At 58.1% G+C, this 19898-nt stretch carries 17 protein-coding genes; all 17 read left to right on the top strand.

The window, feature by feature from the left end:
* Window positions 1–84 precede the first annotated feature (84 nt).
* The 17 genes from dnaK to argF all read left to right on the top strand — a co-directional run bounded on the left by dnaK (window position 85) and on the right by argF (window position 19794).
* Entirely contained in the window at window positions 85–1992 is a 1908-nt protein-coding gene (gene dnaK / locus ML541_RS07560) for a molecular chaperone DnaK (protein ID WP_243372065.1), read from the top strand.
* Window positions 1993–2082: 90 nt separating this feature from the next.
* A complete protein-coding gene (gene dnaJ, locus ML541_RS07565) occupies window positions 2083–3201 on the top strand; it encodes a molecular chaperone DnaJ (RefSeq protein ID WP_243372066.1) in 1119 nt (372 codons plus the stop codon).
* Window positions 3198–3764: a phospholipase D-like domain-containing protein gene (locus ML541_RS07570; protein ID WP_243372067.1), complete on the top strand. Its 567-nt coding sequence runs from the start codon at window positions 3198–3200 to the stop codon at window positions 3762–3764. The genes dnaJ and ML541_RS07570 overlap by 4 nt, the downstream gene beginning before the upstream one ends.
* Window positions 3765–3931: 167 nt before the next feature.
* On the top strand, window positions 3932–4690 hold the full coding sequence (gene larB, locus ML541_RS07575; RefSeq protein ID WP_243372068.1) for a nickel pincer cofactor biosynthesis protein LarB: 759 nt from the start codon (window positions 3932–3934) through the stop codon (window positions 4688–4690).
* A gap of 22 nt (window positions 4691–4712) precedes the next feature.
* Window positions 4713–5885, top strand: a complete 1173-nt coding sequence (gene larC / locus ML541_RS07580) for a nickel pincer cofactor biosynthesis protein LarC (protein WP_243372070.1) — start codon at window positions 4713–4715, stop codon at window positions 5883–5885.
* Window positions 5882–6331, top strand: coding sequence for a phosphatidylglycerophosphatase A (locus ML541_RS07585; protein WP_243372072.1), 450 nt, complete (start codon window positions 5882–5884; stop codon window positions 6329–6331). The genes larC and ML541_RS07585 overlap by 4 nt, the downstream gene beginning before the upstream one ends.
* The gene (locus tag ML541_RS07590; RefSeq protein WP_243372073.1) at window positions 6328–7566 is read left to right on the top strand and encodes a competence/damage-inducible protein A; all 1239 of its coding nucleotides are present in this window, start codon (window positions 6328–6330) and stop codon (window positions 7564–7566) included. The genes ML541_RS07585 and ML541_RS07590 overlap by 4 nt, the downstream gene beginning before the upstream one ends.
* Before the next feature lie 33 nt (window positions 7567–7599).
* Window positions 7600–9696 carry an ATP-binding protein gene (locus tag ML541_RS07595; RefSeq protein WP_243372074.1) on the top strand — a complete coding sequence of 699 codons (2097 nt, stop codon included), beginning with the start codon at window positions 7600–7602 and terminating at the stop codon, window positions 9694–9696.
* Between the two features lie 147 nt (window positions 9697–9843).
* The gene (recA, locus tag ML541_RS07600; protein WP_243372075.1) at window positions 9844–10845 is read left to right on the top strand and encodes a recombinase RecA; all 1002 of its coding nucleotides are present in this window, start codon (window positions 9844–9846) and stop codon (window positions 10843–10845) included.
* Between the two features lie 3 nt (window positions 10846–10848).
* A complete protein-coding gene (locus ML541_RS07605; protein WP_243372076.1) occupies window positions 10849–11997 on the top strand; it encodes a PilT/PilU family type 4a pilus ATPase in 1149 nt (382 codons plus the stop codon).
* Window positions 11960–12481, top strand: a complete 522-nt coding sequence (locus ML541_RS07610) for a regulatory protein RecX (protein ID WP_243372077.1) — start codon at window positions 11960–11962, stop codon at window positions 12479–12481. Before ML541_RS07605 ends, ML541_RS07610 begins: the two co-directional genes overlap by 38 nt.
* Before the next feature lie 29 nt (window positions 12482–12510).
* Window positions 12511–15141 carry an alanine--tRNA ligase gene (alaS, locus tag ML541_RS07615; RefSeq protein ID WP_243372078.1) on the top strand — a complete coding sequence of 877 codons (2631 nt, stop codon included), beginning with the start codon at window positions 12511–12513 and terminating at the stop codon, window positions 15139–15141.
* Between the two features lie 11 nt (window positions 15142–15152).
* Complete coding sequence (locus ML541_RS07620) at window positions 15153–15497, top strand: cupin domain-containing protein (protein WP_243372079.1); 345 nt, start codon at window positions 15153–15155, stop codon at window positions 15495–15497.
* Window positions 15498–15520: 23 nt separating this feature from the next.
* Window positions 15521–16660, top strand: a complete 1140-nt coding sequence (locus tag ML541_RS07625) for a hybrid sensor histidine kinase/response regulator (protein WP_243372080.1) — start codon at window positions 15521–15523, stop codon at window positions 16658–16660.
* A 104-nt stretch (window positions 16661–16764) separates the two neighbouring features.
* Window positions 16765–17643, top strand: coding sequence for an acetylglutamate kinase (gene argB, locus ML541_RS07630; RefSeq protein ID WP_243372325.1), 879 nt, complete (start codon window positions 16765–16767; stop codon window positions 17641–17643).
* A gap of 24 nt (window positions 17644–17667) precedes the next feature.
* Window positions 17668–18858 (top strand): acetylornithine transaminase, encoded by a 1191-nt coding sequence (locus ML541_RS07635; RefSeq protein WP_243372082.1) that lies wholly within the window; start codon window positions 17668–17670, stop codon window positions 18856–18858.
* A gap of 24 nt (window positions 18859–18882) precedes the next feature.
* Window positions 18883–19794, top strand: a complete 912-nt coding sequence (argF, locus tag ML541_RS07640) for an ornithine carbamoyltransferase (protein WP_243372084.1) — start codon at window positions 18883–18885, stop codon at window positions 19792–19794.
* The last annotated feature ends 104 nt before the right edge of the window (window positions 19795–19898 follow it).

A 19898-nucleotide genomic window follows, 5' to 3' on the forward strand; every position in this document is an offset into this window, starting at 1 on the left:
GAACTTTTTTTAGCTATCTCCCTTGCTTTTTGCCCGGGTGATGACTAGCTTTTAGAATACAGATATCAAAAAGGAGGAGTATTCATGAGTAAAGTTATAGGGATAGACCTGGGAACCACCAACTCCTGTGTCGCAATCATGGAAGGTGGCGAGCCCATTGTCATAGCCAATGCCGAAGGAAGCCGTACGACCCCTTCAATGGTGGCGATCACCGACAGCGGTGAACGGCTGGTCGGCCAGCAGGCAAAACGCCAGGCGGTAACCAATCCGGAAAACACCCTCTTCGCTATCAAGCGTCTCATCGGCCGCAAGTTCGAGTCGGATGCGGTGAAAAAGGACATTGCTATTTCTCCTTTCAAAATCGTCAAGGCGGATAACGGCGACGCCTGGGTGGAGGTGCGCGGGCAGAAGTATTCCCCCCCCGAGATTTCAGCCATGGTCCTGCAGAAAATGAAGAAGACCGCCGAGGATTACCTGGGGGAGACGGTGACCGACGCGGTCATCACCGTCCCGGCCTATTTCGACGACTCCCAGCGCCAGGCAACCAAAGATGCGGGCAAGATCGCCGGCATGAATGTGCTGCGCATCATCAACGAGCCGACTGCAGCGGCCCTTGCCTATGGTCTGGACAAGAAAAAAGACGAGAAAATTGCTGTTTTCGACCTGGGTGGCGGTACCTTCGATATTTCCATCCTTGAACTGGGCGAGGGGGTCTTTGAGGTCAAGTCCACCAACGGGGATACCTTCCTGGGTGGCGAAGACTTCGACCAGAACGTCATTGACTGGATTGCCGATGAATTCAAGAAGGACCAGGGGATCGACCTGAGGAACGACAAGATGGCCCTGCAGCGCTTGAAGGAGGCGGCGGAAAAAGCAAAGTGCGAGCTCTCCTCTTCCATGGAGACCGACATCAACCTGCCGTTCATTACTGCCGATGCCAGCGGCCCGAAGCATCTTAATCTGAAGCTGACCAGGGCAAAACTGGAGGCGATCTGCGCCAACCTCATCGACAAACTGGAAGGCCCCTGCCGTACTGCCCTCAGGGATGCGGGACTTTCACCCAGCGACATCGACGAGGTCATCCTGGTGGGCGGCATGACCCGCATGCCCATCGTTCAGAAGAAGGTGCAGGATATCTTCGGCAAGGTCCCCAACCGCGGTGTCAACCCCGATGAAGTTGTTGCCATCGGCGCCGCCATTCAGGGTGGTGTCCTCAAGGGTGACGTGAAGGACGTGCTGCTCCTGGACGTAACGCCTCTTTCCCTGGGCATTGAGACCCTGGGCAGCGTCATGACCCGGCTGATCGAGAAGAACTCCACCATCCCCTGCCGCAAGAGCCAGATCTTCTCCACCGCCGCCGACAACCAGCCGGCAGTGAGCATCCACGTGCTCCAGGGGGAAAGGGAAATGGCCGGCGACAACAAGACCTTGGGTAATTTCGAGCTGACCGGCATTCCCCCCGCACCCCGCGGCGTGCCCCAGATTGAGGTGACCTTCGATATCGACGCCAACGGCATCGTCCATGTTTCGGCCAAGGACTTGGGTACCGGTAAGGAGCAGTCGATCCGCATCACCGCATCCTCCGGTCTCTCCAAGGACGAGATTGACAAGATGGTCAAAGAGGCGGAGTCCCATGCCTCCGAGGACAAGAAGAAGCGTGAGGTGATCGAAGCCCGCAACCAGGCTGACAGTCTGGTGTATTCCACGGAGAAGTCGTTGAAGGAGTTCGGCGACAAGATCGATGCCGCCGAGAAGCAGAAGATCGAGGAGGGGCTGGCTGCCCTGAAGAAAGCCATGGAAGGCAACGATGCCGACGCCATCAAAAAGGCGAGTGACGAATTGATGCAGGCTTCCCACAAGCTGGCCGAGGCGGTCTATGCCAAGGCTCAACCTGCCGGTGAAGAGCAGGCGGGTGCTGCAGGCCACGAGGAACCCAAAGGGGAGAAAGTGGTCGATGCAGATTTCGAGGAAGTGAAGGAAGACAAGAAATAAACCGGCTGTAAGCTGCCGGGTTCGAACAATAGGGGCGACGCTTTGGCGTTCGCCCCTATACGTATTTTCAGGATAAAAGGGAACCATATTTTGGCAAACGGTGACAAACGCGACTACTATGAGGTGCTTGAGGTTAACAGGAATGCCTCTGAAACAGAAATCAAGAAGGCCTACCGGCGACTGGCAATTCAACATCACCCGGACAAGAACCCTGGGGACAAGGCGGCGGAAGAGCGATTCAAGGAATTGACGGAAGCCTATGAGGTCCTTTCCGACCCGCAGAAGCGGGCTACCTATGACCAGTTCGGCCACGCCGGCATGGCCGGTGGCGGGTTCTCCTCCGGCGGCTTCGGCTTCGGCGCCGGGTCTCCCTTCGGCGACATCTTCGGCGACATCTTCGGCGATGTCTTCGGCGCCAGGCCGCGCAGCAGGGGCAAGCGGGGGGACGACCTGCTCTACAACATGGAGATTACCTTCGAGGAAGCTGCCTTCGGCGTGGAAAAGAAAGTGGATGTTCCCTATGCCAAGCGCTGCGACAGCTGCGGCGGCAGCGGCGCCAAGGCCGGCACCGAGCCGAAGACCTGCCCCACGTGCCGCGGTGCGGGCCAGGTACGTTTTCAGCAGGGTTTCTTCAGCGTCAGTAAGACCTGCAGCCATTGTAACGGCGAAGGAAAGATCATTGACAATCCCTGCCCCACCTGCCGTGGCGCTGGGACGGTGCGTGACAAGAAGACCCTGTCGGTGAAGGTCCCGGCCGGGGTAGAGACCGGCAACCGCCTCAAACTTTCCGGAGAGGGGGGGCAAGGATCCAAGGGGGGGGCAAACGGTGACCTCTATGTGGCCCTGACCGTCAAGGAACACTCCATCTTCAAACGTGAAAACAACGACGTCATCTGCGAAATTCCCATCAGCTACACCCAGGCTGCCTTGGGCTGCGAGCTGGACATCCCCACCCTGGATGGGAAAGCCCATCTGAAGATCCCCGAAGGAACCCAGTCCGGCAAGATCTTCCGCATTCGTGGCAAGGGGATCCAGGTGCTGCAGGGGTACGGCAGGGGGGATCACCTGGTCATCATCAAGGTGGAAACCCCCACCAATCTGACCAAGCAGCAAAAGGAGCTGCTGGAGGAATTTGCCAGAATCAGCGGCGAGGATGTGAACCCTATGCGGAAGAACTTCTTCTCCAAGGTCATGGATCTGCTCCATTGAACGGCACCGGCGCTACACTGAAAAAATGGTGGGTGGCTGTGGTGATTTTTGCCCTGGCCACTCTCTGTCTTGCCACCGTGCCGGTGCATGCCGAGGGGAGCTATACGGCGACCACCACCCTGCTGCGCAACCAGGAGTATGACGATGCCCTGCTGAAGGCTGTCGGAGATGCGCGCCGGTCTGTTATCTTTTCATTCTACCTGTTTAAGATTGCTGAGTCGCGCAACAACCGCCCCAGGGCCATCGCCGCAGAACTTATCAAGGCTGCCCGCCGGGGGGTGGAGGTGACGGTCATCCTGGAACGGAACACCGATGCGAGAGACAAGCTCAATGATGAGAACAGGCAGACGGCCGCCCTGCTCACCCGGGGGGGAGTCAGGGTCTTCTTTGATGCTCCCGGCATCACCAGCCATCTGAAGACTGCTGTCATCGACAGCCGCTACGTCTTTATCGGCAGCCACAACCTGACCCAGAGCGCCCTCCAGTACAACAACGAACTTTCGGTCATGATCGATTCTCCGGAGATGGCAGCGGAGATCCAGGCCTACCTGAACCGCCTCTAGTTTCCTGTGCGGCTGATCAGCTGATCGCCGCACAGGACCAACCAATCCTCTATCACCGCCGGCAGTACCGATAAAAATGCTTGATTTATCGAATTAAGTGATATACTTCCACGATCGGTTTCCCGCTTTATAGCGGAACCTCTGCCAAACCACTTGTAAGGCCGGATATGGATCCCATCGAACTGAAACTTCTGCTGCAAAAGGTCAAAGAAAACCGCATGGAGGTGGATGAGGCGCTGGAGTGCCTCAGGCACCTGCCCTACGAAGAGCTGGACTGTGCGACGGTGGACCATCACCGGGCGCTGCGCCAGGGTTTTCCCGAGGTCATTTTCGGTGAAAGCAAATCGGTTGGCCAGATGGAGCAGATCATCATCGCCCTGGCTGCGAAGGGGAACAATATCCTGGCGACGCGGGTCGATGGGGAAAAAGGGGCAGCGCTCATGCACAAGTTTCCCACTGCCCGCTACCACAGCGAAGCGCGCTGTCTGACCATGGAGCAGAAGCCGGTTGAACCCAGGGGGCGGGGCAGGATTGTCGTGGTTTCCGCCGGCACCAGCGACATGCCGGTGGCTGGAGAAGCGGTGATTACGGCACGGATGATGGGCAACGAAGTGGAAACTCTCTTCGATGTGGGTGTGGCTGGGCTGCACCGGTTGCTGTCCCGGAAGGAGCTCCTTTTCTCCGCCTCAGTGATCATCGTCGTCGCCGGGATGGAAGGGGCGCTTCCCTCCGTCGTCGGCGGCTTGGTGGACAAGCCGGTCATTGCCGTTCCCACGTCTGTTGGTTACGGAGCGTCTTTCGGCGGGGTTGCCGCTCTCCTCGGCATGCTCAATTCCTGCGCCGCCGGGGTAACCGTCGTCAATATCGACAATGGCTTCGGCGCTGCCTATGCCGCCAGTCTTATCAACAGGGAAGCTTCCTCCTGAGTTTCTATTTGCGGAGTATTGTTTGAACGTCTTGTATTTTGATTGTTTTGCCGGGATTGCCGGCGATATGACGGTGGCAGCGCTGCTGGAACTGGGCCTGCCCCTGGACCATCTGCGCCGGGAGTTGGCGAGGCTTCCACTCCCGGGCTCCACCTATGACCTCTCCGTTGAGACCGTCAGCCGCAAGGGGATTGCCGGCTGTCATTTCAGCGTCAAAGTGGCCCAGGACCAGCCCCATCGCCACTATGGGGACATCGTTGCCATGATCGACGGCAGTTCCCTCACCCGGACGACCAAGGATAAAGCCCAGCGTATCTTTCGCCGCCTTGCCGAGGCAGAGGCAAAGGTGCACGGCATGGAGCTGGACCGGGTGCACTTCCACGAGGTGGGTGCCGTCGATTCCATCATCGATGTCGTCGGCGCTGCCATCGGCCTTGACTACCTGGGGGTGGGGGAGATATACGCTTCGTCGCTCCCTTTGGGGAGCGGCTATATCGAGACGGCCCACGGCAGACTGCCGGTACCGGCCCCGGCAACGGCAGAACTCCTGCGTGGGCTACCTGCCCATGGCAACAGCGGCCCGGGCGAACGGGTTACTCCCACCGGCGCGGCCATTGTCGCCGCTCTTGCCACCGCATGGGGCGCTCCCCCTGCCATGGAGATAAAAAAAATCGGTTATGGAGCCGGCAGCAAAGATTTTGCCGACATGCCCAATCTGCTACGGCTGGTGCTGGGAGAGACGACAGGAACCATGCAGCGGGACGAGATTGTTGTCCTTGAAACCAATATAGATGATATGAACCCGGAACTCCTCGGTTTTCTAATGGAACGACTCTTTGCCGAAGGCGCCCTGGATGTATCTTTTGCCCCCCTGCAGATGAAAAAAAACCGTCCCGGCACCCAGGTGACGGTTATCGCCCCCTGTCACAAGCGCGACGAGCTGGCACGTCTGATCCTTGCCGAATCGACCGCCATCGGCGTTCGCTATTACCCGGCACAGCGGCTCGTCCTTTCCCGCACAACCGAAGAGCGTCCGACCAGTCTCGGACCGGTCAAGGTCAAGGTGGTTGAAGGCCATGACCGGATCAGGCGAGTGGTGCCGGAGTTCGAGGAGTGCCGCCGCCTGGCCGTGGAACGCGGCCTGCCGCTCATGGATGTCTACCGCCTTGTCGAACGGGAAGCGGCAGAGAAATGAGACGCCTGGTGATTCTCTCCGCTACCTGGTTCGGAACCGGTTTCAGTCCCGTGGCCTCCGGGACGGTCGGCACCATCGCCGCCATTCCCCTTTACCTGGCCCTGGCCCGATTGCCCCTTCCCCTCTATCTGCTTACGGTGCTGGCCTTTTTCTTTTATGCCTGCTGGGCTTCCGACCGGGCGGAGCTTCTTTTCGGCGAAAAGGATTCGGGAAAAATCGTCATCGACGAGGTCATTGGGTTTCTCGTCACCATGACCGGTGTTCCGTGCCGCTGGCAGTGGGTGCTGGCCGGTTTCTTCCTTTTCCGTTTTTTTGACATTACCAAGATTCCGCCGGCCCGGTTCTTCGACCAGCGGGTGAAAAACGGTTATGGTGTGGTGCTGGACGACGTGGTTGCCGGGATTTATGCGGCCATCGTCCTGCACCTGCTGCTGAGGTTCCTGTGAGAGCTGCCATCCTGTCCATTGGCGACGAACTCCTCTTGGGGGAAGTGGTCGACACCAACGCCGCCGCCATTGCGGCAGGCATCTACGCCTTGGGCATTCATCTGCCCCTGCAGATGACGGTCGGGGACAATGTGCATGACATCGTCAATGCCTGCCGCCTTTTGGCTGCGCGAGTCGAAGCGGTTGTCGTCACCGGCGGCCTGGGACCGACGGTGGATGATGTCACCGCCATGGCTGCGGCAGAGCTGGCCGGGATGCCTCTGGAAGCAAACCCGGAAGCATTGGCCCATCTCAGGGCGTTTGCCGAAAGGGTGGCAGTAACGCTGCATCCGGCAAATGAAAAGCAGGCGCTGCTGCCGGCGGGCGCCGGGATTATCGCGAACCCGGTGGGGACAGCCTGCGGCTTCTCCCTGATTCATGCGGGCTGCCGGTTCTTTTTCCTCCCTGGTGTACCTGCCGAGATGGCTGTCATGCTCCAGGGGACTGTGCTGCCCGCCCTTGCCGCATCGGGCATGCTCAAATCTTTGCGGACCAAGGTGTTCAAGGTTTCAGGTATCTCCGAAGCCGAATTGGGAGTGATGCTGCAGGGGGTGACAGAAGGGGAGGAGGTCTCCATCGCCTACTGCGTTGATTTTCCCGAGATACAGGTGAAGGTCCGGACCGAAGCTGACGATGAGAAAACTGCAGAAGCGATGATCGCTGCCGCTGGCGGCAGAATCAGGGATATTCTCGGTGATCGTATCGTCGCCGAGGATGCCGATACCATTGACACGGTGGTAGCCGGACTCTTCAGAACACGCGGCTTTACCCTGGCCCTTGCGGAATCCTGTACCGGCGGCCTTATCGCCAAGCGGATTACCGATCTTGCCGGAAGTTCGGCCTATTTCCTCCAGGGTTTCGTCACCTACAGTAATCTGGCCAAAATCGAGCTCTTGAGGGTACCTGGTAAACTGCTGGAAGAAAAGGGGGCGGTCAGCGCCGAAGTGGCAATTGCCATGGCCCGAGGTGCCCGCGAGCGCGCCGGCAGTGATCTTGCCCTGGCAGTTACCGGCATAGCCGGCCCCGACGGGGGCACGGCGGAAAAGCCGGTCGGCACGGTCTTCATGGCAGTGGCCGACAAGAACGACTGCCGGGTCAGGCGGTTTCAGTTCCATGGCGACAGGGCTCAGATTCGCCTGGTCACCTCGTTCGCAGCCCTCAACTGGCTGCGCAGGGAGCTGCTCCCAAAGCCATAAGCACCATCACCAAGCATGACCACAGGTGGATCGATGACGTCTGCCAGCAAAAAATACGGTGCTAAAATTTTCATTCTCTTAATCGGGCTGATGCTTGCCGGGCTCATTGCCGAAGCACTCCTTCCCGCCGCTGTCTTCTCCCCCCTTCTTCACCTCTCTGTTGTCGGTCTGCTGGCGGTTTTATTGGTCGCCCTCAAAATAGCAGGGGGCGCAACCAAAAACCGCAGGGAAAGCGAGCATTCCCTGGAACTGCAGGAGATGCAGCGGGAGGTGGACAAAACTATCCGCCGTTACAAAAGCCTTCTTGAAGGGGCCGGCAATGCCATCTTCGTCTTCAATGCCGACAGCGGCATTCTGGAGGAGGTAAACAGGAAAGGGTGCGAACTTCTCGGCTTCAACAAGTCGGAAATGGCAGCCATGCGGGGCAAAGATCTGGTGCTCGAAACGGAGCAGGAAAAATTCACCTCTCTGGTTTACCGGGTGAAGCGGCGCGGGCGTTCCCATGCCGAAGGCATTACCTTCGAAAGGAGTGACGGAACTTCTTTCCTTGGCGAGATTGACGCCCGCCTCATCAATCTGGGGGATAAAAACGTCGTGCACGTGATCGTGCGCGACGTGACCTACCGGCACCGGGCACGGCTGGAGATCCAGCAGCGCAACCGGGAGCTGTCGATTCTCAACAATATTCTGGCTAGTTCCCAAAGTTCCGATCTGCAGACCGTTCTGGAAACCACCATCAAAGAGACCCTTGAAATCTTTGCGGCTGATGCAGGCACCATCCATCTTCTGGAAGACGACGGGCAGAGCCAGCTTCTGGCCGCCGCCATCAATATCTCTCCGGAATTGCAGGAACAGCTGACCCTCAACCGGCTGCAATGCCCATCGGACTGCTACATGGCATCAATTCAACACTGTCATGTGCTGAATGAGCGGGAGGAGGTTCCGTGTCTCATTGCCCGGGCGGCGGTCGAGGCGGGATGGCAGTGCATAACCGCCGCCCCTCTCATGGCAAAAACGGACCTGATCGGCATCATGCATATCATGACGCACCGGGACCAGCGCTATACCGATGAGGAATTGCGCTTCCTCACCACCATGGGCAACCAGACCGGCATCGTTATTGAGCAGTCGCGGCTTTTCAGCGAGCTCAACTGGAAGAACGAGGAACTGCTCCGTTCCCATCGACTGCTGGAAAAGAGCAGCAACAAGTTGGCCGTTTCCCAGAACCGGCTGAAGAAGAACCTGACCCTGGTGGAACGGGCAAATGCCGAGTTGGAGCGCTTTGACCGGATGAAGAGCCACTTCATCGGCATGATCTCCCATGAGTTCAAGACCCCCCTGACCAGTGTCCTTGGCGGCGCCGAATATCTCCTTAACCTCGATAACCGGAATCTGTCCGCGGAGCAGCACCGCATGCTGGAAATGATCTATAATGGCGGCCATCGTCTGAATGAGATCGTCAGCGATCTTCTGACGGTGATAAAGCTGGAGACGAGCGCCTCGCCGGTGAAGAAGGTATCGTTGCAGCTCGGGGAGATTATCGAAGCGTTGCAGGAACAACTGAAGCCCCTCCTCGGCGAGCGGAAGCAGACTCTGACCTTCCGCAACTGCGATTCCTTGCCTTATTTCAACGGTGACCGGGAGTATCTGGAGGAGGTTTTCAACGAACTCGTGGTCAATGCCGTGAAGTTTACCCCGGACGGCGGCGAAATCGTCATTGCCGGGAGGGTAGTGGACCGGCAGACGCTGGCGGAAAAGGCGGAATTGCTGATCCGCTTCAATCCGGGATTCTATGAGCACCTCACCGGTTCCTGCTATCTGGAGGTGCAGGTGCAGGATTCCGGCATCGGCATCATTGCGGATGAACAGCTGAAGATCTTCGATAAGTTTTACGAAGTTGGAGACATTCGCCACCATTCTAGTGGCAAGCACAAGTTTCAGGGAAAGGGGACCGGTCTGGGGCTCGCCATCGTCAAGGGAATGGTCGAGGCCCATGGCGGCATGGTATGGGTGGAATCGTCGGCGGGATCGGGCAGCACCTTCTTTCTGCTCCTGCCGCTGGAAGAGATTCCCGGGCAGCCGACGCTTCCCTTTGTGCAGCAGGAGTCGCTCCCCTTCGAAGGGCTCTGAGTGGGGTTCCGGTGGCGCAATCAGTAAGGGAAGCGGCTCTTCCCGGCACAAAGATAACTTGAAAAGAAACTGATAAATGTGCTATTTGTGGGTACGCTCCAGGGTAAAGTAGGCGTGGAGAGGCACTCAAAAAGGGAGGCTCATTGAATGCAGGAAAGAGAAAAGGCCATTGATCTGGCGTTGAGCCAGATAGAAAAGCAGTTCGGCAAAGGTTCCATCATGCGCCTCGGTAACGAAGAGGCCCTGCCCGATGTGGCAGCCATCCCCACAGGCTCCCTCTCCCTGGATATGGCTCTGGGGGTGGGTGGCGTGCCCAGGGGGCGCATTATCGAAATTTATGGCCCGGAATCTTCGGGAAAGACGACTCTTGCGCTGCACATTGTCGCCGAGGCACAAAAAACGGAGGGTATAGCCGCCTTTATCGATGCGGAGCACGCGCTGGACATCGGCTATGCACGGAAACTGGGGGTGAAGACCGACGACCTGCTGGTTTCCCAGCCGGATACGGGCGAGCAGGCCCTGGAAATAGCGGAAACCCTGGTGCGTAGCGGCGCCATCGATGTGCTGGTTATCGACTCGGTGGCGGCACTCGTACCGAAGGCCGAAATCGAAGGGGAGATGGGGGATTCCCACATGGGGCTGCAGGCGCGGCTCATGTCCCAGGCCCTGCGCAAGCTCACTGCCATCATCAGCAAATCCAACTGCTGCGTTATCTTTATCAACCAGATCAGGATGAAGATCGGCGTCATGTTCGGCAATCCGGAGACGACCACCGGCGGCAACGCCCTGAAGTTCTATGCCTCGGTGCGTATGGACATCAGAAAGATCGCCAGCCTCAAGCAGGGCAATGACGTCATCGGTTCCCGCACCAAGGTGAAAGTGGTGAAGAACAAGGTGGCCCCCCCCTTCAAGGAGGTCGAGTTCGATATCCTTTACGGCGAGGGGATCTCCCGGGAGGGTGACATCCTCGATCTGGCCGTGGAGAAGGGGATCGTAGACAAGAGCGGCGCCTGGTTCTCCTACGGCAAGGAGCGGATCGGCCAGGGACGGGAAAACTCGCGTCTGTACCTGAAGCAGAATCCGGACATATGCGTTGAAATAAAGGAAAAACTCGCCCAGCAGGCATTACCCTCCGGAGGGGGCGCATAACCCATGGATCTGAACGAAATTCTGACTATTGCTGTCAAGGCGCGCGGTTCGGATATTCACATCAAGACCGGCATGCCCCCCATTGTCCGCATCGATGGCAGGTTGAGGGCCATTCCCAATGCGGAACGGCTCACCGCCGAGCATGTCATGAACATGGCCATGGGGATCATGAATGAGCGGCAGCAGAAGCATTTCGACGAGAACTTCGAGGTGGACCTGGCCTATGGGGTGCCGGGGCTCGGCCGGTTCCGCGTCAGTGTCTATGCCCAGCGCGGCAGTATTGCCATGGTTTTCCGCGCCATCCCCTTCGGCATTCCATCACTGGATACCCTCAACCTGCCGCCGGTGCTGAAGAAAATTGCCCTGGAAGAGCGAGGACTGGTGCTGGTGACCGGTACCACCGGCAGCGGCAAGTCAACTACCCTGGCGGCAATGGTCGATTACATCAACGAAAACCGCAATTGCAACATCATCACCATCGAAGATCCGGTGGAGTACCTGCACAAGGATAAGAAGAGCATCATCAGCCAGCGGGAAGTAGGGTTCGATACTTCCTCTTTCGGCAGAGCACTGACCAGTTCCCTGCGCCAGGATCCGGACGTGATCCTGGTGGGGGAGATGCGCGATTTCGAAACCATCGAGACCGCTTTGACTGCTGCCGAAACCGGCCATCTCGTCATGTCAACACTCCATACCCTCGATGCCGCTGAGACCATCAACCGGATCATCTCCGTCTTCCCCCCCTATCATCAGCGCCAGGTGCGGATGCAGCTCTCCGGCATCATCAAAGGTGTTGTCTCTCAACGTCTGGTCCCCCGCGCCGATGGCAAGGGGAGGGTGCCGGCCGTCGAGGTCATGGTTGGTACGGCCCGGATCCGTGACTGCATCGACGATAAGGAAAAGACAAAGCAAATTCCGGAAGCAATTGCGCAGGGCTTTACTACCTACGGAATGCAGACCTTTGACCAGTCACTGATGCAGTTGTTCTCGAAAAAACTAATCACCTACGAAGAGGCACTGCGCCAATCCACCAACCCCGACGACTTTGCTCTGAAAGTCTCCGGTATTTCCTCCACCTCGGACAGCAACTGGGATCAGTTTGCCGCCGAAGGGAATGAAGAAGGGGAAAAGCTGGAAATCGACAAGTACTGAGATGGACGGCAAGGCCGATGTTTTGGCTGTGGCACTGCGGATTCTAACCCGTCGGGATCACAGTGAGGCGGAACTACGGCGTAAGCTGCAGGAAAGAGGTTTTGACGACAGTGAAGCCGATGCTGCGTTACTGAAGATGCGAGGACTTGGCTACCTGGACGACCGCCGTTTTGCCCGCCAATGGGCTGAATCGGCAATCCGCAACGGACGGGGGTTCGGGCCGAGAATCAGGTTGGAACTACTTCGCAGGGGGGTAGCCGAGGCGATTATCGGCGAAGTGTTGGCCTTTCTGAACGGTGATTACCAGGAACGGCAGGTCTTGGAAACGCTTGTCGCAAGGAAGTTCGGCACCTTCGACTATCGCAGATCCGAGGAGCGTGAGAAACGGCGGGTGGTCGCCTACTTGCAACGGCGCGGGTTTTCCCTTTCGTTGATTCTGGATGTGCTCCATGAGCATGAAGGTTGCCGAGGCAACCTTTTTTAGTTATTTATAATTTTATTGCAGAGGTTTTCATGACAGGCAAGGAAATCAGAGAGAAATTCTTCAAATTTTTCGAGGAGCGGGGTCATGCGGTGGTGGAGAGCTCCAACCTCATCCCCCGTAACGACCCGACCCTCCTCTTTACCAATGCAGGGATGAACCAGTTCAAGGATCTCTTTCTCGGTCTGGAAAAGCGCGACTACGTCCGGGCCTGCAGTTCCCAGAAGTGTGTCCGAGCCGGCGGCAAGCACAACGATCTGGAGAATGTGGGGCGTACTGCCCGTCATCACACCTTTTTCGAGATGCTCGGCAACTTCTCCTTCGGCGATTACTTCAAAAAAGAGGCCATTGCCTTCGCCTGGGAATTTCTCACCAAGGAACTGAAGCTGGATAAGGATCGCCTCTATGTCACTGTTTACAAGGACGACGACGAGGCAGCCGAGATCTGGCACCGGCAGGAAGGAGTGCCGGTGGAGCGGATCTACCGCTTCGGGGAAAAAGACAACTTCTGGTCCATGGGAGATACCGGCCCCTGCGGCCCCTGTACGGAAATTTTCTGGGACAATGGTCCCGGCACAGGCTGCGGCAGCCCCACCTGCGAGGTTGGTTGCGACTGCGACCGCTACATGGAAATCTGGAACAACGTCTTCATGCAGTTCAACCGGGACGCCTCCGGCACTCTGACTCCGCTTCCCAAGCCGTCGGTGGATACAGGAATGGGGCTGGAGCGGATCAGCGCAGTCATGCAGGGGGTCACCTCCAATTACGACACCGACCTTCTCCAGGGGATCATCAGGCACGTGGAAAAGCTCTCCGGCAAGCATTACCGCCAGGACGAGAAGGATGATGTTTCCATGCGGGTCATTGCCGACCATTCCCGGGCCATCACCTTCCTCATCTGTGACGGCGTGCTCCCAAGCAACGAGGGGCGCGGCTATGTCCTCCGCCGCATCATGCGCCGCGCCGCCCGCCATGCCAAGATGCTGGGCTTCGCCGAGCCGGTGCTCTATCGCATTGTCGATGCGGTCAACGGCATGATGGGTGGTGCCTATCCCGAACTTCTGGAGCGTGAGGAGTACGTCAAGAAGGTGATCCATGCGGAAGAGGAACGATTCATTGAGACCCTGGACCGGGGCCTTTCCATACTCAACGAGGAGGTTGCCCTGCTGAAGAAGCTGGCCGGGACCGTGCTGCCGGGGGAGGTTGTTTTCCGCCTCTACGATACCTTCGGCTTCCCGGTGGATCTGACTGCGGATATCGTTGCCAACGAGGGGCTGACCATTGACGAAGACGGCTTTGCCCTCTGCATGGAGAAACAGCGCCTCCAGGCGCGGGAAAACTGGAAAGGCTCGGGGGAGGAAGGTCTCGCCGAAATATATAAGAGCCTGCACGGCAGGGGGATCAGGAGCTCCTTTGTCGGTTACCATGAACAGACCGCCTATTCCCCCATAACGGCCATCGTGCGGGAAGGCCGGGAGGTTGCCGAGGCCACAGCGGGCGAGGAAGTGGAAGTCATCGTCGATACTACCCCCTTTTATGGCGCATCCGGCGGTCAGGCCGGGGATACGGGCACCATTTCCACGGGCAATGCCCATCTCAAGGTGATCGGCGCCAGCAAGCCCTTTGCAGATCTGACCGTGCACCGCGCCCTGGTGGAGAAGGGGGCGGTAAAAGTCGGCGATGCGGCAGACCTCCGCGTGCTGACCAGTGAGCGCAATGCCACCGCCCGCAATCACACGGCCACCCATCTGTTGCAGTCGGCCCTGCGCCGGGTGGTAGGGGATCACGTGAAGCAGGCGGGTTCGCTGGTTACTGCCGACAGGCTCCGCTTCGACTTTACCCATTTTTCTGCCATGACGGCGGAGGAGTTGCGCCGGGTGGAGAATGTCGTCAATGGTTTCATTATGGACAATACAGAGGTGACCTCGGTGGAAATGGCGGCGGCTGAGGCCATGCAGAGCGGTGCCACTGCCCTGTTCGGAGAAAAATACGGCGAGCGGGTCCGGGTGGTCAGCGTCGGCGAAGTGAGCAGTGAACTCTGCGGTGGTACCCATGTCCGGGCGGCTGGGGACATCGGTCTTTTCAAGATCGTCGGTGAAGCGGGCATTGCCGCCGGCGTACGCCGCATCGAGGCTGTGACCGGCAGCGGTGCCGTCGAGTACGTCCAGCAACTGGAGGATGAGCAAAAACAACTAGCCGCGTTGGTCAAGGCTGAGGGGGGGGGCGTCATCGACCGCGTGGAAAGACTGCTGGCTCGGCAGAAGGAGCTGCAGCGGGAGGTGGAGGAGCTGCAGTCGCGCCTTAATGCGGCAAAATCGACCGACTTGCTGGCAGCGGTCCGGGAGACGAACGGCATCAAGATTCTCGCCACCAAGGTGGAAACCGGCGATGCGAAAGGGCTGCGGGACCTGTCAGACAGCCTGAAAGACCGGCTTCAGTCAGGGGTGATCGTCCTGGGCTGTGCTGCTGCCGGCAAGGCAAACCTGTTGGTGGCGGTTACGAAAGACCTTACCGGCCGCTGCAAGGCGGGGGACATCATAAAATCCCTGGCCCCCATCATCGGCGGCAGCGGCGGCGGCAAGCCGGAACTGGCGCAGGCCGGGGGAACAAAACCCGAGAATCTCGATGAAGCACTGGCAGCCGCCTATCAAATTATCGGTTAACCGGAGTGACCATGAACGGAAAAACAGTCGATTCCAACGCTTTGCCCGAAAACCTCCATCCGAAGCACAACAAATATTATCTCAAGGACCTGGTCGTCAAGGCCGACAGCGGCCTCCTCAGTGTTCACCGCGGTAGGATCGAGCCGGGGGGGGAGATTTTCGTCCACACCCACGAAGTGGAGTCGGAAACCTTCTACATCCTTTCCGGCCGGCTGGAATGCACCATGGGTGAGGAAAAAATCGCCTATGTGGCCGGAAGCTGCGGCTTTGCGCCGCCGGGCATACCCCACGGGCTGCGCAATACCGGCGATGTCCCGGCGGAACTTATTGCCGTTTTTACCCCGCCGCTGAAATAGTCTCAAGCCAGGTGCGAGGCGCCATGCTAGATGTCGTTCAGACCCAGAACATAGAGCTCCGGCAACGACAGGAGGAGAAATGCATTCTCATTGTCGATGACGAGGCGATCATCCGCGATCTTTGCCATCGGGCACTCAAGGGCTATCGGGTGCTGGAGGCTGTCGACGGCGAAGAGGCCCTGAAGGTTTTCGAGAATGGCGGCGTCGATGTCATTCTCACCGACGTGATGATGCCCAATATGGATGGGATCGAGCTTCTGAAACGCCTGAAGGAACGGGAGCCGACCCTGGTGGTTATCGTCATGACCGGCTATGCGGACAAGGACATCATTCTCAATGCCCTGAAGGCGGATGCGGATGATTTCATCACCAAACCGCTCAATCTGCTGCAGCTGAAGACCGCCATTGAGAAGGCCCTGGTGAAAAAGGCGCTCAAGGAAGAAATCGCCAACCTGAAGAATGTTGACCGCCTCAAATCCAACTTCCTTTCCCTCGTATCCCACAAGTTCCGTACCCCGATTACCTCCATTTCCCTCTTCCTGCAAAACCTCGCCTCTGGGATCTATGATCCGGAAGACCCCGAATATCGGGAACACCTCGGCATGATCTACAAGGAATCGTGCTACCTGGGGGGATTGGTTACCGATCTGCTCAACTTCAGCCAGATGATGGACAAGGGGGATCAGCTCAACCTGGAGCCGTGCAACCTGAACAGCATCATCCTCGATATTTTGCCCGCTTCACGGGAGGTGGCCGGCAAAAATGGGGTCGAGATCGCCTTCAACCTGGACCCGATCCCCAGCCTGTTCCTGGACCGGGAAAAAGTCAGCTTTGCCCTGAAGCAGGTTATCGACAATGCCTTCAAGTTTTCAAAGGACAAGGGGAAGGTCTCCATCGTCATCGAAAGGCAGGAGGAGTTCTGCCGGATCATTGTCGAGGATCAGGGAATCGGCATCAGCAAGGAAGACCTGCCGAAGATTTTCGAGAAATTCTACCAGGTTGATCGGGAAAATACCGGCCAGATCCGTGGTTTCGGCCTGGGGCTTTTCTATGCCCGGGAATTCATCAGGCGACACCACGGCAAGCTCGTCATCGAGAGTGAGCCGGGCGACGGAACGAGGGTAACCATTACACTGCCTGCCGCCGAAGGTTGTCCAATTTAATACTATCCTGCCGTGAAAATCCCCTTTGATGTTGATTATTTCGCCTTATCTGCTATATTTACCTTTTTTCTGAGGGGCACCCCATGAATCTTCCCGAAGAGCACATGCAGAAATTGATCGAAAAGGCCAATACCCTGATGGAAGCGCTTCCCTACATCAGGCGTTTTTCCGGCAAAACCGTCGTCATCAAGTACGGTGGCCATGCCATGGCCGACGAGGCGTTGAAAAAATCCTTCGCCCTCGACGTCATCCTGCTCAAGTACATCGGCATCAATACGGTCATCGTCCATGGCGGCGGACCGCAGATTAACGAAACCCTCAAGCGCTACGGCATCGTCTCCGAGTTCGTCAAGGGGATGCGGGTGACCGACGAGGCGACCATGGGGGTCGTCGAGATGGTGCTGACCGGCCAGGTGAACAAAGAAGTGGTCGGTTACCTCAACCAGCATGGCGGCAAAGCGGTCGGGCTTTCCGGCAAGGATGGCGGCCTGCTGCTGTGCGAGAAACTGCTCCAGGAAGTGAAAAACGAGCAGGGAATCCTGGAAAAGATAGATATCGGCTTCGTGGGTGATGTGGTCCGCGTCAATACGGAAATCCTTGTCTCCCTGGAGGCGGGTGGCTTCATTCCGGTCATCGCTCCGGTGGGGGTCGGTGCCGGTGGCGAGAGTTACAACATCAATGCCGACGTGGTTGCCGGCCGGGTGGCTGCAGCCCTCAAGGCGGAGAAGCTGATTCTCCTTACCGATGTCTCGGGGGTCAAGGACCAGCGCGGGGAGCTCCTTTCCAGCATCGCTCTCGGCGATGTGCCGGGGCTGATCGAGGATGGCACCATTACCGGCGGCATGATTCCCAAAGTCACCTGCTGCACCGATGCTCTGACCGGCGGGGTGCACAAGGCCCATATCGTCGACGGCCGCATCGAGCATGCCATATTGCTGGAAATTTTTACCAATATCGGTATAGGCACGGAAATACAGGCTTGATACTCCTGTAGAAAGGGAGACAGTATGAACGCACAGCAATGGATCGCCAAGGGCGACAAGTACATCATGAAGACCTACGGTCGCTATCCTCTGGTGCCAGTCAGGGGTGAAGGGTGCCGGGTATGGGACGCGGACGGCAAGCGCTACCTGGATTTCCTTGCCGGGATCGCCGTCAACAACCTTGGCCACTGCCACCCCAAAGTGGTGGCGGCTCTGCAGAAGCAGGCCGGCGAGTTGATCCACTGCTCAAACTATTACCACATTCCGTCCCAGATCGAGCTGGCAGAGATCCTCTGCAGCAACTCCTTTGCCGACCGGGCTTTTTTCTGCAACAGCGGCGCTGAGGCCAACGAGGCTGCCATCAAGCTGGCACGAAAATACAGTCGCGAAAAATTCGGCGCCGACCGCTACCAGATCATCACCGCCCTTTCCTCCTTTCATGGCCGGACAATGGCCACCGTCTCGGCGACCGGCCAGGAGAAGGTGCAGAAATTCTTCGATCCCCTGTTGCACGGCTTCGTCCATGTGCCGTTCAACGATGCCGAAGCACTGCGAAAGACGATCACACCTGCTACCTGCGCCATCATGCTGGAGCCAATCCAGGGGGAGGGTGGCATCGTCATTCCCGACGGGGAATATTTCCGCCAGGTGCGCCGAATTTGCGATGAAAACAAGCTGCTGCTCATTTTCGACGAGGTCCAGGTGGGCATCGGCCGGACCGGCAAGCTCTTTGCCCATGAGCATTTCGGCGTCACCCCCGATATCATGACTCTGGCCAAAGCACTGGCCGGCGGCGCTCCCATCGGCACCATGCTGGCACGGGAAGAAGTGGCCGAGTTCTTTGGCCCCGGCACCCACGGCTCCACCTTCGGCGGCAATCCGCTGGTGACTGCGGCCGGCGTTGCGGCCATGAAGGCAATCCTCGAAGAGGGGATTCTCAACCATGCCGAGGAGATCGGCGAGTACCTGCTGGGCGAACTGGAAGGCCTGAAAAAGCGGTTTCCGGTCATAACCGAAGTGCGCGGCATCGGCCTGATGATCGGGGCGGAACTCTCCATCCCAGGTGGGGACATCGTCAAGAAAGCCCTGGAGCGGGGCCTGCTGCTCAACGTGACCCACGATACGGTACTCCGCTTCGTTCCGCCGCTTATTGTCGGTAAGCAGGAAGTGGACGAGATGATCGGCATCCTTTCCGGCATCCTGGCGGAACTGTAAGACATCACATCGAAGGATGAGACCATGAACAAGGATTTCCTGGCACTGAGCCAGTTCAGCAAAAACGAACTCGACGGTATTTTTACTCTGACCCGGGAGCTGAAGGAGAAGCAGAAAAAAGGAATCGAGCATCACCTGCTCAAGGGGAAAACCCTGGCGATGATCTTCGAAAAGTCTTCCACCAGGACCAGGATCTCCTTCGAGGTGGGTATGTATCAACTGGGGGGGCACCCACTCTTTATTTCCTCCAAGGATTCCCAGATGGGTCGCGGTGAACCGATCAAGGATACGGCGCGGGTCATGGCCCGCTACTGCGATGGTGTCATGATCCGCACCTACGGCCAGGAGATCGTCGAGGAATTCGCCCGCTATGCGACGGTGCCGGTGATTAACGGTCTCACCGATTTGCACCACCCCTGCCAGATCATGGCCGACCTCTTCACGGTCATCGAGCACCGTGGCGGCTATGAAGGGTTGAAGTTCGCCTGGGTCGGGGACGGCAACAACATGGCCAACACCTGGATTGAAGCGGCCGCCATCTTCGGTTTTGATCTGACCCTGGCCTGCCCCAAGGGCTATGAGCCCGATGCTGCGGTTATGGAGTGGGCGCTGGGCAGGACGACCTCCAAGATAGTCCTCACCGATGATCCTCAGGAGGCGGTGAAAGACGCCGACGTGGTCAATACCGACGTCTGGGCAAGCATGGGACAGGAAGCGGAGCAGAAAAAGCGTGAGAAGGACTTCGCCGGCTATCAGCTGAGCGAGGCGCTCCTGGATCTGGCAAAAGGGAACTGCATGGTGCTCCACTGCCTCCCTGCCCACCGGGGAGAGGAGATCACCGATCAGGTTATCGAGGGGCCACATTCGGCGGTATGGGATGAGGCGGAGAATAGACTACACGTACAAAAAGCCATCCTAGCCACCCTCATGGGTTAGCAAACGAACACTTTTCCGCAATATCTGCGTAAGTCTTCGGTGCTCCTTGTGCGACGTGGCGCTGCCACGCCTCCGCGTCACCCCTCGACAGCCTTGATCTTGCG

Source organism: Geotalea sp. SG265, assembly GCF_022808985.1.
GTDB lineage: Bacteria > Desulfobacterota > Desulfuromonadia > Geobacterales > Geobacteraceae > Geotalea.

Bases quoted from the DNA above. Each gene is read 5' to 3' on its own strand.
- argF (WP_243372084.1), top strand. From the start codon at position 18,883: ATGAACAAGGATTTCCTGGCACTGAGCCAGTTCAGCAAAAACGAACTC.
- alaS (WP_243372078.1), top strand. From the start codon at position 12,511: ATGACAGGCAAGGAAATCAGAGAGAAATTCTTCAAATTTTTCGAGGAG.
- ML541_RS07625 (WP_243372080.1), top strand. From the start codon at position 15,521: ATGCTAGATGTCGTTCAGACCCAGAACATAGAGCTCCGGCAACGACAG.
- ML541_RS07610 (WP_243372077.1), top strand. From the start codon at position 11,960: ATGAAGAAGGGGAAAAGCTGGAAATCGACAAGTACTGAGATGGACGGC.
- argB (WP_243372325.1), top strand. From the start codon at position 16,765: ATGCAGAAATTGATCGAAAAGGCCAATACCCTGATGGAAGCGCTTCCC.
- dnaK (WP_243372065.1), top strand. From the start codon at position 85: ATGAGTAAAGTTATAGGGATAGACCTGGGAACCACCAACTCCTGTGTC.
- ML541_RS07635 (WP_243372082.1), top strand. From the start codon at position 17,668: ATGAACGCACAGCAATGGATCGCCAAGGGCGACAAGTACATCATGAAG.
- ML541_RS07585 (WP_243372072.1), top strand. From the start codon at position 5,882: ATGAGACGCCTGGTGATTCTCTCCGCTACCTGGTTCGGAACCGGTTTC.
- recA (WP_243372075.1), top strand. From the start codon at position 9,844: ATGCAGGAAAGAGAAAAGGCCATTGATCTGGCGTTGAGCCAGATAGAA.
- ML541_RS07595 (WP_243372074.1), top strand. From the start codon at position 7,600: ATGACGTCTGCCAGCAAAAAATACGGTGCTAAAATTTTCATTCTCTTA.
- ML541_RS07605 (WP_243372076.1), top strand. From the start codon at position 10,849: ATGGATCTGAACGAAATTCTGACTATTGCTGTCAAGGCGCGCGGTTCG.
- larB (WP_243372068.1), top strand. From the start codon at position 3,932: ATGGATCCCATCGAACTGAAACTTCTGCTGCAAAAGGTCAAAGAAAAC.
- ML541_RS07620 (WP_243372079.1), top strand. From the start codon at position 15,153: ATGAACGGAAAAACAGTCGATTCCAACGCTTTGCCCGAAAACCTCCAT.